Origin of the sequence: Hyphomicrobium zavarzinii ATCC 27496 (assembly GCF_000383415.1) — a bacterium.
Taxonomy (GTDB): Bacteria; Pseudomonadota; Alphaproteobacteria; order Rhizobiales; family Hyphomicrobiaceae; genus Hyphomicrobium_C; species Hyphomicrobium_C zavarzinii.
Genome location: NZ_KB911255.1, coordinates 483,607 through 499,140 on the forward strand (window position 1 = coordinate 483,607; position 15,534 = coordinate 499,140).

Genomic DNA, 15,534 nt, shown 5'->3' on the forward strand with positions numbered 1-15,534 from the left:
ACTCGTCACGGACTCCACCCTTCCGCTACGGCGTTCGTCTGCACAAAGATTGCAGGCCAACGACGTGCCCCATGTGAACGACCTAAGTCAGGAGCAAATACGTGCCAAAACGGCACGTCTAGAAATCGAAAAATATGACCTGATACAATCATGTGCAACATAAATATTATGATATTGTTTACCTTGGTTAACCGCTGCCGCCGCGAGCTGTGGATTGTCACACGGAAGGGCGGTGTTTCATCGGATCGTCGCAGTCGAGAACGTGCGGTTTGGGGCCGGTTCGCGACGACGGAACTTGCAGCCGGGCTCCGCGCCGAGGCCTGTGGATGACGCCGCGCGCGAGGCGGGATTTCGCCCCGCTCAACCAAAGTCAGCGGGATTTCTTCCGAAGCTTCGGTGCTGTGATAGTACGAGTGCCGCGCGTCTGAGGCGCAACCGCGTCCGATCGTAGTGGGTGAAATTATGTTTTCTGAGCAGACGGATAAGACAGCTTCGGGTGTCACCGTCGTTGTCGCGCTCGTGAATTATTGCACGCGCGATCTCACGCTGGACGCTCTTCGCTCGCTCGAGCCCGAGATTGCGCAGTATCCCGGCTCTCATGTGGTGGTCGCAGACAACGCCTCGCCGGATGGATCGGGCGCAGAGATCGCGCGCGCCATAGCGGAGAACGGATGGTCCGCGTGGGCGCGGCTGCTGCCGATGCCGATCAACGGCGGCTTCAGCTATGGCAACAACGGCGTGGTTCGCGAGCAGCTCGCGAAGCCGCAGCCCCCTAAGTACATCTGGCTTCTGAATACCGACACCGTCGTGAGGCCGGGCGGGCTCCGCGCGCTCATCTCCTTTCTCGAAACCCATCCCGATGCGGGGATCGCCGGAAGCCGCCTGGAGCACCCCGATGGGGAGCGCCAATGCTCGGCGTTTCGCTTTCATTCGGTCGCGGGCGAGTTCGAATCGAGCCTTCAGATCGGCGTCGTGTCCAAGCTGCTGAAGCCGTGGGTGATCGCGCCTCCTCTCACCGATGAGCCCTCCCGCTACGATTGGCTTTCGGGCGCGAGCATGCTGATCCGCACACGCGTTTTCCAGGACGTGGGGCTGATGGACGAGGACTACTTCCTCTACTACGAGGAGACGGATTTCTGCCGTCGTGCGTTGGATTACGGCTGGTCTTGCTGGTATGTGCCCGAGAGCCGTGTGATCCATCTCGTGGGCAAGAGCACGGGCGTCACCGATGCGGCGGGGCGTGTCAAGCGGCGGGCTCCCTACTGGTTCCAGTCGCGGCGGCGCTACTTCATCAAGCATCATGGCGTGGTCTATGCGGCGCTGGCGGATCTCGCGCTTGCGGCCGGAACCGCACTATCGATGCTCCGCAACGTCGTGCGGGGACGCGCACCCACGAATCCCGAACGGTTTCTCAGCGATCTCGCGCGTCAGAGCGCGATCCTCAATCCGTCTGCCGGCGGGGAGCCGCGATGACGGAGGGCGGCCCGGGCGCGGTGGAGCAGCCTCACCAGGACGTCGCGGCAATCGTCATCGGGCGCAACGAGGGCGAGCGGCTTCAGCGTTGCCTGCGCTCGCTCCTCGGGCAGGTTCGCACGATCGTCTACGTGGATTCCGGATCGAGCGACGGCTCGATCGCGTTCGCGGAAGGGCTTGGCGTGCACGTGGTGCCGCTTGACCTCAGCTTGCCCTTCACGGCTGCCCGGGCGCGCAACGCGGGATTTTCCCATCTGGAGAGCCTTGGGGAGCGCCCGGCCTACATTCAGTTTGTGGATGGCGATTGCGAGGTGGAGCGCGGCTGGATCGGGACCGCACGCCGCTTTCTGTCCGAGACGGATGCGGCGGCCGTCGTATTCGGCCGGCGGCGGGAGCGGTTTCCGGAACGCTCTCTCTATAACCGGCTTTGCGATCTCGAATGGAGCGTTCCTGCGGGCGAGGTGAAAAGCTGCGGCGGAGATGCGTTGATGCGCGCAAGCGCGTTCCGCGAGGCCGGCGGTTACCGGCCGGATCTCATTGCGGGCGAGGAGCCCGAGCTGTGCGTTCGCTTGCGTCGGCGGGGGTGGAAGATTTTCTGCCTCGATCACCCGATGACGCTGCATGACGCGGCGATGACGCGTTTCTCCCAGTGGTGGCGCCGCTCCGTGCGCTCCGGCTACGCGTTTGCCCAAGGCGCTCACCTGCATGGCGACCCGCCTGAGCGTCATTGGGTGGCCGAGTCCCGCCGCGCGTGGATCTGGGGTGCCGGCATTCCGGCAGCGATCGCCGCCACGGTGGTGCTTGTGGGGCCTGCGGGCCTTGCGCTCGCGCTGGTCTATCCCGTTCAGGTGCTCCGCCTTTACCTCAAGCGCACGGGGCGTGAGCCGATGCCTCTGGCGTCCTCTTTTCTCCACGTTCTGGGCCGATTTCCCGAGGCCGCCGGACAGATGAAATTTCGGCGAGACCTGCTCACGGGGCGTGCGGGAAAATTAATTGAATACAAGTGATTCCGTCGTCGTGCGATCCCGTCTTGCGGAGGCGGGCACAATGCTTTTCGCTCCGTTAACGCTAGTGCTCTGGGGCGTTTGTTAGGCGCTGCGCGGACGGATAGGATTTGGTTCGGGTTTTTTCGTTTTTTCTGAATGTTGGCAGGGGCGTCTGGGTGGCTGAGGCGTCATGTCGGTCGTGGAAACAGTCGTGGCTGCGATAACGTGACTCATGTCAGTCCCAGAGACCGGCTTCGTGCCCTCTCTCCCAAAGCATCCAAGCTGCGCACCGCCTCGCCGGAGGACCGGGCTCCAGCAGATTTGCGCACTCTCTTTCTGCGTCAATGCAGCCGCCTCGGCGCGACGACGGTCGCCTACGCGCTGCTGGCCGACAATCTCGGCATAGCCTGCCAGATCACTTACGAAGAGCTGCAGCGGCGGGTGTTCACTCTCGCCTATGCCCTGGCCGCGCGTTGCGAGCCGGGGGAGCGTGTGCTTCTCGCGTTCGACAACGGTCTCGAAAGCATCGAGCTGTTCTGGGCGTGCATCGTGGCCGGCGCGGTGCCCATTCCGGCGCCAGCGCCAGCGCCGCGGCAGTTTGCGGAAATCGGATACCGTCGCCTGCAGGGCATCGCGGCCGATGCCGGCGCAAGCCTTGTCGTCACCACCGCAGACCAGCTCGCGAAGCTGCCGCTGCCAGTGCCTGATAATTGGGTGTCTTACGAGGCGCTCGATGGAGGTCTCGCGACGGCACCGCCAGACGTCACGGTTTCGGAAAGCGATCTTGCGTACCTGCAATATACGTCCGGCTCGACCAGCGAACCTCGCGGAGTAGAACTCACGCACGCCAACGTGCTGCATCACTGCGCGGTGATCACACGCACAGCGGATTCGAGCACGGAACCGGTCAGCTCCCTCAATTGGCTCCCCTGGTTTCACGATTTCGGGCTTGTGCAGGGCGTGATCGCGCCGCTCTACAAGGGCGCGACCTCCTATCTTATGCCGACTGTCTCGTTCATGCGCAGGCCGCTTTCGTGGCTCGAGGGAATAGCCAAATATCGCGTCTCGCATAGCGGTGGGCCGGATACTGCGTACCTGTCTTGCGTGAGAGCTCTAGCCCGCCGTCCGAACTGGACGGTGGATCTCGGCTCCTGGTCTCTGGCGACGAGCGGCGGAGAGCCGGTTCGCGCCGATACCGTCCAGGCTTTCCTGCGCGCTTTCGCTCCGCATGGGTTTCGTAGCGAGGCTTTCGCGCCGGCCTACGGAATGGCGGAGGCCGTTCTCGCCGTAAGCCTCAATTGCGAGGAAACGCCGCCGCGTTTTCTACGCTTGGACAGCGCCGCCCTCGAGCGCAACGAGGTTTGCGAGGCGCCAGGCCATGCCGCCGACGCCAAGACGCTCGTCGGGTGCGGCGCGGTGCTCGATGGGCTCGATCTTCGCATCGTCGACGCGGAAACTGGCGTTGAGCGTGCGCCGAACCGGGTTGGCGAAATCTGGGTGCGCGGGCTGACCATCGGGCAAGGCTACTGGGGGAAGCCGGACGAGAGCCGCGAGGCGTTCGGCGCAGAGCTCGCGGGAAGCGGCGAGCGCTTCCTGCGTACCGGCGATCTCGGCTTTCTGCACGATGGTCAGCTCTATATTTCCGGGCGCCGCAAAGACCTGATCGTCGTGCATGGGCGCAATCTTTATCCGCAGGACATCGAGCATACGGCGGAGGCGGCACATGATGCCGTGCGCGAAGGTGGCGTTATCGCCTTGGGCATCGAACGATCCGTCGGGGAAGCCGTGGTGCTGCTCGCCGAATGTTCGGGGAGGCCTGACGAGGCCGCAATCCGTGACCTGGCCGAGCGTATTAGGCGTGAAGTGAGCGCGGAGCACGGCGTCGAGGTTCACGATGTCGTGGTGTTGAAGCGCGGGGCGTTGCCCCAGACTTCGAGCGGAAAGCCGCAACGTGCTGTCGCGCGCCAGCGCTATCTCGCACGCGGCTTCGAGGGTGAGAGGCTCAATGGCGGACCGGCCGTGCAGGCCAGCCGGGATCCTGCGGATGCCACCGAACGCGTTGTCGCCGACGCGTGGATGGCTGTGCTGGGTCTCGATCGCTGCAATGTGGACGATGACTTCTTCCTGCAGGGCGGAAACTCCCTCACCGCGACACAGCTCGTCTCGCGCCTGAAAGCTGCCTCCGGCGTGGATCTCGCGATCCGGAGTGTGTTCGAGGCGCCGACCATTGCCGGTCTCGCGCGGAAGCTTCGGGACGAAGCGGGCCGCTCCGTTTCTTCGTGCGTGGATCGAGGGCAAGGCGGCGAGATCGTTTTGGCAGACGCTACGCCGCTGTCCTTCTCGCAGGAACGCATGTGGTTCATTCACCAGCAGGCGCCGGAAAGCCCTGCCTACCACATGCCGCTCGCCTTGCGGCTCAGGGGCACGGTCGATGCGGATGCGATGGAGGCGGCATTCGCCCGCGTCATCGAGCGTCACGATATTCTACGGACGACGTTCGAGACGACTGCGTCCGGAGTCGAGCCGCGCGTTCACCTGGCCATGCACGTTCCGCTTCGCCGTGTTGCGCTTTCGGCCGCCGATCCCGCGGCGCGGGCCGAGGAGCTGGAGCGCCTGCTTGCGCGCCTGACACACGAGACGTTCGATTTTGAGCGCGGCCCGTTGATGCGGACCTACCTCGTCGAACTCGGGGCGGGGGAGGCGGTTCTGCTCATCGTGATGCATCATATCATCGGCGATCAGTGGTCGTTCGCCGTGCTGGCGCGCGAGCTTGCGCACTTCTATCGCGCGGCTCTTGGCGCCGAAGTGGGGCTGCTGCCTCCTTTGGTCGCGCAATATGCGGATTACGCCGCGTGGCAGCGCAGCACGTTTGCCGGCGCGCGGCGTGAGCGTGAGGAAGCGTACTGGGAACAGGAGCTTGCCGATCTCGAGCCGTTTGCGCTCGCTTCCGATGCGCCGCGTCCCAATCATCCGCTCTATCGCGGCGGCCGTGTGCGGGTGCCGCTCGATCCCGGTCTTGTGAAGGAATTGACGGCGCTGGGCGCTCGTCACGCGGCGAGCCTTTCGATGGTGATGATGGCGGCGCTCGACGCGCTGCTGCACCGTCATTCCGGGCGAACGGATATTTCGTTCGGTGTTCCCATTGCCAATCGCAACCATGCGCGCTCGGAAGCGCTCATCGGTACATTCGTCAACATGCTTGTGCTGAGATCCGATGTCGACAGCGGGCAGGATTTCGCGTCGCTCCTGCGGCAGGTTCGTCAGCGCGCGCTCGACGCCTTTGCGCATCAGGACATGCCGTTCGAGCTTCTGGTGCGTGCGCTGAAACATCAGCGAGACGCCAGCCGCGCGCCTCTCTTCAACGTCCTGTTCAACATGATCAACACGCCGGTCGGTAAGCTCGATTTCGGCGGGCTCGAAGTCTCGCGCTTTGATTTCGACCGCGAGGCCACGCAGTTCGATCTTGCAGTGATGGTGGATGCCGAGCACGATTTTTCGATCGGCTTCGAGTATGCGGCGGAGCTGTTCGAGCGGGAGACGATGGAACGTCTCGCCTCTCATTACGAGCGGGTTCTTCGGGCTGTGGCCGCTTCCGAAACGGTGACGATAGCGGCTCTCCCGATGATGGATGCCGAGGAGGCCGCATGGATCTCCTCGTTCGGGCGGGGGCGCGATCTTGCGTTGCGCGCGGAGACGGTTCCTGCGTGGCTGGCGCCTGCGTTCGAGAGAAATGCCGACGAACCCGCGGTTGTGTTCCAAGGGCGCGCGACGAGCTATGGGGAGCTGGGCCGTGCGGCGGACGCGGTTGCACGCGCGTTGCGTGCGCGCGGGATCGGCCGAGGCGACCGCGTCGGGCTCTATGCCGTCAGGTCCGTCGAGATGCTGGTGGCGCAGCTCGGCATTCTGAAGTCCGGCGGCGCTTATGTGCCGCTCGACCCCACCAATCCCGCTGCGCGGCTGCGCTACATGGCGGGCGATGCAGGCCTCGGACTCATTCTCACCCATGCTCCGGAGGGAGCGCTCGTGGATTGGGCATCCGAGACCTCGCGTCTCGACGTCGGCAAGGCGATTTCCGAAGGGGCGGATCTGGCGCGGACCGATGATGCGTGGGACGTGTCGCGTGATGCCGGTCCGGATGATGCCGCCTACATTCTCTACACGTCGGGCTCGACAGGGGAACCGAAAGGCGTGGTGGTCCCTCACCGCCCGGTTGTGAACCTGCTCGCGAGCGTGGAGCAGGAGCCGGGGCTTGCCGCATCCGACCGCATTCTCGCGGTGACCACGCTGAGCTTCGACATTTCCATCACTGAAACGTTGTTGCCGCTCGGCGCCGGGGCGCAGATCGTGCTGGCTGGCGGCGACGAGATCGCGGATGGCGCTGCCTTGTGGCGCCTGATTGACGAGCACGGCGTATCCGTGGTGCAGGCGACGCCGTCGACCTGGTATCTGCTGCTGGCAGCGGGATGGCCCGGCTCACCGTGGCTCAAGACGGCTATCGTAACGGGCGAGCCGCTTCCGCCGGATTTGGCAATGGCCTTGCGGGTGCGTTGCGAGGCGGTCTGGAACATGTATGGGCCGACCGAGACGACGGTCTGGTCCACCGGCGGGCTGGTGGCAGACCCCGCGGAACAACGCATCTCCATTGGACGGCCGATTGCCAATACGCAGGTCTACGTGCTCGATGCCGGCATGCGGCGGTGCCCTATCGGTGTCGAGGGTGAGCTGTTCATCGGCGGGCTTGGCGTCAGCGCGGGCTACCTCAAACGGCCGGAGCTGACGGCGGAGCGATTTTTGGCAGATCCGTTCTTCCCCAGCGACGGCCAGGCGAGGCTCTATCGCACGGGTGATCGCGCCTTGTGGCGCAAAGACGGCATGCTGTTGCATCTCGGCCGGTCGGATTCGCAAGTGAAGATCCGAGGATACCGGATCGAGCTTGCGGAGATCGAGGCGGCGCTGGCGCGGCATCCGCAGGTCTCACGTGCGGCAGTCGACGTCCGTGATTTCGGCGGAGACAAACGGCTCGTCGCGTATGTGGCGTCGGGCGCGGAGCCTGCGGGGCGAGAGGCGCTTCGGGATCATCTGCGCGCCCTTCTGCCGGACTACATGGTACCGCAGCATTTTACCGAAATGGAAGCCTTGCCGCTGCTTGGGAGCGGAAAGATCGATCGCAAGCAGCTGGCGGCAGGGCCGCTGCCCGATCTCACGATCGAAGCCGCGACGCCGCCGCGAAACCTCACCGAGCAGGCCATTTGGGAGATCTGGCGTGAGGTTCTCGGCACCGAGCGCTTCGGCGTTCACGAGAACTTCTTCGATCTCGGCGGTCATTCCATGCTGGCGGTGCGCGTCGTGAACCGCATCCGGGCCGATATCTCGCCGCGGTGCACGCTACCGCTGTTTTTCCAGAACCCCACCGTCGCCGGATTGGGCGCGGCAATGAGCATGCGTCCGCATCTCGAGCAGCCATCGCTCGTGTCGCTGCAGGAGCAAGGGGAGGGACCGCCGCTGTTCTGCATCTGCGGCATCCATCTCTATCAGGAGCTGGCGGACCAGCTTGCGCCGCATACGCCGGTTTACGCGATCTTCGTTCCGTGCGAGCTCGGCATCCTGAACGGAGACGCGGATGAGAGATCGCGTTTTATCTCGGTCGAGACGCTTGCGGCCGACTATCTCGTCGAGGTGCGCAAGAAGCAGCCGCACGGTCCCTATTCTCTCGCCGGGCTGTCGTTCGGAGGCTTGCTCGCCTACGAAATGGCCCAGCAGCTTCGCCGCGCCGGTGAGGAGGTCGCGTTCCTCGCGATGTTCGATACAGTGATGCCTGAGCGCAAGATCAGGACAGTCGCACGCCGCGCGCTGCATCACGTGCAGATGTTCCCGAAAGAGGGCGTGATGCCGGGGTTTGTGCGCGGGCGTGCGCGCTTTTCGGAGCTGATCAGTGCGTTTGCAGGCCCGGCCGGGGACGCGTTCCCGGTGATGAACATCCTGGACGTTCAGGATGCCCGGCGCGCTGCTTTGCGCGATACCATCTATGCGCGGGCGGCGCGCCGATACAAGGTGAAGCCCTACGACGGAACGACGGTTCTGTTCCGGGCGGATGATAGCAAGACGCTGGACACGACGGCGCGCTGGAGGGCTGTCGTCCGCAACCTCGATGTGCAGCACGTTCCGGGTGATCATCTCGATGTTCTCAAGGCGCCGCATGTGAGCGTGGTCGCGCGGCAGATCCTGAAGCGGCTCAAGCGCGCGCTTTCGTCTTCGCGCATGCTGATAGGCTGAGAAATGGCCGGATATCGCAATCCTCTTTGTGTCTCGCTCGCCGTTGCGGCGGCCGGCTGGGCAAGCCTTTTCGAAGTAAGGGCTCAAGACATGGTGCGCGCGCCCGCGGAGAGCTGGCAGGAGCACAGGCTCGGTCCCAAGCCGGGTATTTCGGTCATGTGGGTGGGGCACAGCCTCATCGAGCAGAAGGCGGACTCGGCGTGGGGCCGCGTCGACATCATGTCGGTCGTCGGCAGGCTGGCGGAGAGCCGAAAGCTTGCCTACACCATGACGGATCACACGCTGTTCGGCTCCCCATTGTCGGCCCTCTGGCGCGGGCGGCCACACAGCTACGATCGCGACGCTTCTCCGATGGCCAAGAAGCGAGCGGTCTTCGAAACGGAGGCGGGGCGTTACGATACGCTCGTTGCGACGGAGGCTGTTCCGCTTGCGGGAACGCTCAAGTACGAGTTCAGCCCCTATTATCTGCGCAGCTTCTACTGCACCCTGCTCAAGGCCAATCCTAAGGCACGCGTCTATCTCTACCAGACGTGGGTGAACTTCCAGGGCTCGCATCGGGCTGGAGGCAAGCCCGCGCCCGAGGGTTTCGATTGGCGCGCCGAGATGAAGGCGGAGCGGGTGCTGTGGGATGAACTTGCGGACGCGGCCCGGAAGCCGTCCGTCGTCGCGCCTCATTGGCTGCATCGGCTCGGCTGGACCTCGACATCAGATGCCGGTTGCGGCATCGAGGATCCCATTTATTCGGCCCCGGTGGGCGACGCACTCCTGGCGCTCGATGCGCGTATGGCGGCTCCGAAGCCGGGCGATCGTTTTGAATGGCCAGACGGAAGGCCGTTTCGCCTGATCGATATGGTGGCCAATCCGGTCGTCGACTCTGCCACCGGCGCGCTCAGAGATCCCTCGAAGCCATTCGACGACATTCACGCGAGCCTTGCTGGCATCTACTTCTCGGCGCTGGTGCACTTCGCGACGCTCTATCGGCAAAGTCCGGCCGATCTTCCATCGCCGCCCGAGATCGGCGAGCCGCTTGCGCGAACGCTCCAATGCATTGCGTGGGAGACTGTCGCTAAAAACCCGCGTTCGGGTGTGCTTGGGGACGCGGACTGCTAGCTGGCGACTATTGCAGGAACAGCCAGTGCGAGCGGATGTCTGGCGTGAGGCGCAGAAGCGTGTAGCCTTCGGCGGTGGTTTCGAGCGGCACGGGTGACAGGACGCCTTCGCGATCCGCTTTGTAGGCCTTGAGCCCAGCCCGCGCGCGAATTCTGATTTCCCCTTCGACGGGCTCGGTGAGATACGGCAGACGTCCCTGCACCTCGGGTGTCGACCGGGCCGAGATCGAAACCATAAGCCTGCTCGACTGGGGCAAAGGCTCGCCGTCGAGGCTCTGAACGGCAACTGCGGCATTTGCGGTGCTCAGAGCTACGGTGACGTCGCGCAGCGCGATTGTCTTTCCGCCGAGCCAGCCGCTCGCGATCTGGGATTTCGCAGTGTTGACCGTGAAGACGCCTTGCTGCCAGTCGCGGCAGAGCTCGCCGGTGTCGGAACAAACGCTGGTCTTGCCTTCCCCGATGGCGTCGAAATCGGGATCGGTGATCTGTTTTGCGCTGCTTGCCGCAGGCTGCTCGGTGATCCAGCTCAGGGCCGGCATCTGGGGCACCCTGATGCGCAGCTTTGAGGTTTCGGTGAGGGTTCTGATGGCGCGCGAGGTGCGTGCGTTGACCTCGGTCCCCGTAAACACCTTTTCAGGCAGGTCGAGCTCGTATGTGCTCTTAGCCTCGCTCACATGCTTGGCGCGGAACAGAAGAGCGGCGGCCGGCATGGTCGCGAGCAGGGCCGGATCATTGTAACCCTCCCAGTTTCCGACGGAGGCGTAGCCGTTCATGGGGGCCTGGGTATAGGCGTACTGAAGCAATGCGTTCCAGCCCTGGAGGCTTGCGACGGAGGCGAGATGGGCTGGAACCTGGAAGCGGTCGAATACGGGGAATGGCTCGACGTTCCACTCGCTGACGGAAAACGGCTTGTTGACGATCGCGCCGCCGGAGATCCAGCTCATCAGGCTCGGCGTGAAGCGCGGATTGTTCTCGACCTCGTTGGTGCCGCCGTAAGCGTGCGCATCCACCATATCGCCTTCAGCGAGCGAGGTAAGGCCGGACGTATTCATGCCGCCCCAGTAGTTGGTGCCGACGATCGGCACCTTGACGCCGAGCTTACGCAAGTGGCTCGTCATGTCGCTGAAATAGGCGTGTTCTAGGTCGGCGAGGAAGATCTTCGACGCCCCGAACTCCCAGCTTCGCCAGACCTTGCTCTTATCGAGCCCGGATTTCGCCGCGAACGCGTCGGCGCGTGCGAGATAGCGCTCCGAATGCCAGGGCACGTTCTTGTCCGGCAACAGGCCGTTTCCGTAGTGCTGGGTGAGGTCGTTCTCATTCGTGATCAGCACGGTGACGACGGCCGGATCATCCTTGTAGGCGAGCCCGGTGTGAGGGTTCACATGCGAGAGGTAAGCGTCCGCGAACTCCTTCGTGCGGGCCTTGATGCTGTCGTTGACATACATGTAGCCCTTCATTTCGGCCGTGGCACCGTCCTTGTCCGCGATCTCCTGGAACGCATCGACGCCGTCGGCCTTCTTGAGCTTCCGTCCAACGTGGAGGTCCAGCCAGACGTAGATGCCTTCGTCCCGGAGACACTTGATCCACCAGTCGATCTTCTCGAGCGAGGCGGCGTTGAGGGAAAGGGTGTTCGGCGGCTCGGCGCCGAAGATGTTGGGTGAGACCCAGGCCGAGTCGTGGTGATGAATGCGGACCAGATTGAAGCCAAGCTTCGAAATGCGCTTGGCCTGATTGCGCACGAGCTCGGGCGTGGTGCCCTGGAACAGCGCGTAGCCCGACAGGTTCGTGCCCCAGAAGCGGGCCTTGGTTCCATCCTCGAACACCAGGTCCTCGCCGACCGCGTGCAGGAAGCCCCGCTTTCCGGCGGGCTTCTCTTCGGCGTTAAGGAAGCTCAGGTCGACAGGCGTGCGGTTCCAATGGATGTCGCTTGCCCACCAGGTGTCCTTCTTCTCGCCCAGGCGCTCGGAGAGAGTGGGCACGAACTCGCCCGGAAGGGACACCGTCATCTTGAGATCGAGTGAATCGGGCCTGGTGTTCTTCTGGAGGAGATAGGCGCGGATCTCGTTACGGTTTCCCATCTCGAAGCTGAGGCTTTCGACGGGTTTGTCGAACGTGATCGTCAGGGGTGGCTTGTCCGGCTCCAGAAGCAGCGACCATCCCATCCGGTCGGGACGCACGTCCGCCACGGGATCGAAACCCTTGCGCTTCAGCGCGTCGCTCGAAATCCTGAAGATAATGGTGCCGAAGACGTCCGTGGCGCGCTCCGGATCCTCCTTAAGCCGCAAAGCCCAAGTGGCTTTGCCGGGCTCCGAAAGCTCCACATCGGCATCGAGTGTCATTTTCTCGGCTGCGTCTCCGCGCACCGAGTAGCGGCGCAGGGGCTCCACCACGCTCGTCACCAGGCCAAGGCCGAGCCAGGACCACTCACCGCGCCAGAAACTGAACTCGGCATCCACGACGGTCGAGGTTTTGTATTCGACCCTGAAAAGGCCGGTATCGGGGTCGAATTTGGCGTGCGCCTGGGCCATTGCGGCGCTGGCGCAGAAGAGCATGGACAGTGCGATCAGAGCGGATCGGACTACGCGTTTTGCGATCATGTGATCCGTATCCTCCGTTCTGGGCTGTGCTCAGCCGTGGGCAAGCTTCCTTCGCGGAATTCTCGAGACCCGTCCGACGACCTGAAGGCCGGATGCGTTCTCGTGGTCGCGTCTCGTGCGCAAGAGGCCGGCGAACAGCTCGACCAGGAATACGAGGCCGCAGCCTCCGATCACGCTCAGCAGGATGCCGGCCACGGCGAGCTTGCGCGCGACGCTTTCTCCGACGATTGGATCCTTCGGGCGTCCGATGATGAGCAGATCGTCAGGCGAGTCGAAGATGCCGACATAGTTGTTGCCGCGCGCGCCGCCTGCCTGGTTCTGCAGGGCCTGGAAGCGATCGAGGGCGGCCTGATAGACGCCATACAGGCGTTCGAGGTTCTGAACCACCTTCGGGTTCTCGCTGATGGCAAGGCGGAGCCTGTTGGCTGCAGCGAAAGCCCTCTTGTCGTCGTCCGAGGCCGTTTCCGGCGGAGGCTCCGCGCTCGACGACATGTCGTAGCTCGCGTTGCCGCGGCGCTGGGTCATGGTCCACAGCTGCTGAAGCTCAGCGCGCACCTGGAGCGGTGCCTGGAAGCCGCCTTCGTTGATGGCCTTCATCAAGGCCGTCTCGGCGATGGCCACGTCCTCGCTTCTGCGCATGAGCACGAATTGGGGCGCGCTGAAGATGTTCTGCTCGGGGCCGGTGAGGCCTTCCATGAGGCGCGAGAGGATGACCTCGAGGTCCCGTCCGAGGCCCACGGGATTGCGGCCTTCGAGACCGACCTCAAGAATGGAGCCGCCCACGAGCTCGAAGGTCAGCGAAGCGCCGAGCGCTCTTGTCTGGATGAACAGCTCGGCCGGCGACTTCGCGGGAGGGAAGGCCTTGATCTGAGGCAGGATGCCTGCGAGCACGTGGTCGCTCTTCAGCCACGCTTCGATCGCGCGGACCTGCTCGTAGGTGCTGGAGCGCTGGATGGTGTTCGATCCGCCGATGCTGCGGTTTGCAGCCTGGAGGAGGATGAGCGACTTGGCGGTGTACTTGGTGGGCGCGAACTTGACGGCGAAGGCCGAAAGGAGGGCCGCGAGCAAGATCGGCAAAGCGAGAAGGAGCCAGCGCCGGCGCAGTACGTCCAGCGCGAAGACCAGATGCTCCCGGATGAATTCAGATCCAATGCCCATGTGCGGCATCACTCCATTGCAGATCGTCCAGGCGGCCGGTTTCGGCCGCCGTCAGGGTGTCAACTTTCCAGGATGCTGCTGCCAGGAAGCTTCCAGTCGTTCAGGATCAGGCCGCCGACCTTCAATTCCATGATCGCGCACGTTTGCACGCACGAGATCAGATCCTTGCGCTGCATGGTGCCGCTCAGGCAGACGAGAAAGACGAGATCGCACGCGGCGCCCGAGATGGCTGTAGCAGGAACCGGCTGGCCGGATTTCTGCAGCACGGGGGGCAGATCGACGATGATGGTGTAGCCAGATCGCGAGGCGGTATCGAGCGCATGGTGAAGCTCGGAAAGCGTCTTCTCGTGCAGCAGAGGCACGGCGGTGCCATCGACGACGCTGAGGCCCGGCCGGATCTCCGACGCATAGTCCAGAAGCGTGATCGGGGCTGCGGGGGCGTGAGCGGAGCCGAGGCTCGAAAAATCGACTCCGCTCAGGTCGACGAGAAGCGTCTTTCTTCCGAAGTTCGAGATTGCTCCTGCGAGCTGGCGGCTGGTGACCGTTACGCCGACGCCAGGGCGTGCGCCGGTGACGCCGATGATGTGCGCCGACTGCGTGTTGGCAATCGCGATGATCTTCGCCATGCGGCGGGCGCTGGTGGGGTCACCGAAGAACATGTCGCAACTGTCGGCCTCCTGTGCCGCGGCATCTCCCTCGTCGGCAGCCGGGCGCGCCAGTTTCGACTCGACGGGAGCCGTATCGGCATCGGCGGATGGGTTTGCGAGGATCTGACTTAGCTTCTGGGTCGCGTCGAGAGGGTTCGGTATGCGTTCGAAAATAGTCATTCCACACTCAGTCCCTTTTCGACCTGATCCAGGAAATGTGTTTCCCTTTCAAGATTTGAGCATATAGCGATAATTTTGAAATGGCATAAGCGGGTGCGCGGGCCAATTCAATTAATGTAATGTTATCCCTACCTACGCTTTGCCAGGCGAGCGCCACGGCGATCGTGAAAGCGGCGGCGATGGCGGCGGCGAGGATCAGGGGGGACGTGACCCCCGTCAGAAGCGCCCAGATTAGTGAGGCGACGCCGAAGACGGCGAGGGCCATCGCGTGCAACGCAAGCGGCGGCACAGCAGCATCGAGCGCCAGGGCGAAAAGTGGCCAATTTCGTGAGGTTATGGCTTCAGATAGTAAGAGCGGAACGCGGCGGGCTATGGTTGTCAGGTGGCCGGTTTCCCAGCGAGCGCGCTGCGTTTGGCTGCCTTCCTCACTCACGGGAAAGCGGCTTGTGACGCGCGCCGTTGGACAAAACATGGGGGGAATTCCGGCCCGGGCGAGGTCTAATCCGAGAACCAAATCTTCGGCGAGCTCGCCGGAATTAAGGTCGACCTTCGAAAAGGCGCCCCAGGGAAATGCCATGCCGGTTCCCATGAGCTGGCAGGGCAGGCCAACATTGTAAAATCCGAGGGCGCGAAGATAGTTTTTAACCTTTGCGGCAAAAACCGCGATGCCGACGCGCGGCGGCGGGCTTTCGGCGGGCGCAAGCAGCTCGTAGTGGGCCTGGACAGGGCGGCCGGTCTCGTAAGCTTCTTTGCCGATGGTCGGGAGGCAGCCGGAGTCGAGGGCGCAGTCCGCGTCCACGATGATGACCACGTCGGGAGGGTTCGAGGCGAGGTGGCGGATGCCGAAATCGAGGGCGTAGCTCTTGCCGCGCCGTGTGGTGTCCGTGCGCCGGACGACTTCGGCGCCGAGATTTTCGGCGATCTCGGCGGTTGCGTCGGTGCAGTTGTCGGCAACAACCAGCAGACGATCGCCGGGTGAAAGCTGATCGCGGATATTGAGAAGGGTCTCGGTGATGACGAGCGCTTCGTCGTGCGCGGGCACCAGCACGGCCAAGCGGGGTTTGGCGTCGCCCCGGCGTCTCTGCGGGCTCGAAAAGGCAAGGGCGGAGAC

General features: G+C 63.7%; 8 protein-coding genes. 4 read left to right on the forward strand and 4 right to left on the reverse strand.

Annotated elements, in window-relative coordinates:
• Window positions 1-462: 462 nt before the first annotated feature.
• The 4 genes from F812_RS0102310 to F812_RS0102325 all read left to right on the forward strand — a co-directional run bounded on the left by F812_RS0102310 (window position 463) and on the right by F812_RS0102325 (window position 9,842).
• Window positions 463-1,473, forward strand: coding sequence for a glycosyltransferase family 2 protein (locus tag F812_RS0102310; protein ID WP_020084344.1), 1,011 nt, complete (start codon window positions 463-465; stop codon window positions 1,471-1,473).
• Window positions 1,470-2,480 carry a glycosyltransferase family 2 protein gene (locus F812_RS0102315; protein ID WP_020084345.1) on the forward strand — a complete coding sequence of 337 codons (1,011 nt, stop codon included), beginning with the start codon at window positions 1,470-1,472 and terminating at the stop codon, window positions 2,478-2,480. The genes F812_RS0102310 and F812_RS0102315 overlap by 4 nt, the downstream gene beginning before the upstream one ends.
• Window positions 2,481-2,780: 300 nt before the next feature.
• Window positions 2,781-8,732: a non-ribosomal peptide synthetase gene (locus tag F812_RS0102320; RefSeq protein WP_026867788.1), complete on the forward strand. Its 5,952-nt coding sequence runs from the start codon at window positions 2,781-2,783 to the stop codon at window positions 8,730-8,732.
• Window positions 8,733-8,822: 90 nt separating this feature from the next.
• Window positions 8,823-9,842, forward strand: coding sequence for a hypothetical protein (locus tag F812_RS0102325; protein WP_156827181.1), 1,020 nt, complete (start codon window positions 8,823-8,825; stop codon window positions 9,840-9,842).
• A gap of 7 nt (window positions 9,843-9,849) precedes the next feature.
• Here the strand turns inward: F812_RS0102325 and F812_RS0102330 are convergent, their stop codons facing one another.
• From F812_RS0102330 to F812_RS0102345, 4 genes are read right to left on the reverse strand one after another with little or no spacing between them, the layout of a single operon-like run.
• On the reverse strand, window positions 9,850-12,438 hold the full coding sequence (locus F812_RS0102330) for a glycoside hydrolase family 5 protein (RefSeq protein ID WP_020084347.1): 2,589 nt from the start codon (window positions 12,436-12,438) through the stop codon (window positions 9,850-9,852).
• 30 nt (window positions 12,439-12,468) lie between these two features.
• Complete coding sequence (locus F812_RS0102335; RefSeq protein WP_198011116.1) at window positions 12,469-13,596, reverse strand: Wzz/FepE/Etk N-terminal domain-containing protein; 1,128 nt, start codon at window positions 13,594-13,596, stop codon at window positions 12,469-12,471.
• Window positions 13,597-13,655: 59 nt separating this feature from the next.
• Window positions 13,656-14,423: a tyrosine-protein kinase family protein gene (locus F812_RS0102340; protein WP_020084349.1), complete on the reverse strand. Its 768-nt coding sequence runs from the start codon at window positions 14,421-14,423 to the stop codon at window positions 13,656-13,658.
• Between the two features lie 7 nt (window positions 14,424-14,430).
• On the reverse strand, window positions 14,431-15,471 hold the full coding sequence (locus tag F812_RS0102345; RefSeq protein WP_245257625.1) for a glycosyltransferase family 2 protein: 1,041 nt from the start codon (window positions 15,469-15,471) through the stop codon (window positions 14,431-14,433).
• Window positions 15,472-15,534 lie beyond the last annotated feature (63 nt).

What these genes read in the sequence shown, in the direction of transcription:
- F812_RS0102310 (WP_020084344.1), top strand. Translation starts at nt 463, where the DNA reads ATGTTTTCTGAGCAGACGGATAAGACAGCTTCGGGTGTCACCGTCGTT.
- F812_RS0102315 (WP_020084345.1), top strand. Translation starts at nt 1,470, where the DNA reads ATGACGGAGGGCGGCCCGGGCGCGGTGGAGCAGCCTCACCAGGACGTC.
- F812_RS0102325 (WP_156827181.1), top strand. Translation starts at nt 8,823, where the DNA reads ATGGTGCGCGCGCCCGCGGAGAGCTGGCAGGAGCACAGGCTCGGTCCC.
- F812_RS0102330 (WP_020084347.1), bottom strand. Translation starts at nt 12,438, where the DNA reads ATGATCGCAAAACGCGTAGTCCGATCCGCTCTGATCGCACTGTCCATG.
- F812_RS0102335 (WP_198011116.1), bottom strand. Translation starts at nt 13,596, where the DNA reads ATGGGCATTGGATCTGAATTCATCCGGGAGCATCTGGTCTTCGCGCTG.
- F812_RS0102340 (WP_020084349.1), bottom strand. Translation starts at nt 14,423, where the DNA reads ATGACTATTTTCGAACGCATACCGAACCCTCTCGACGCGACCCAGAAG.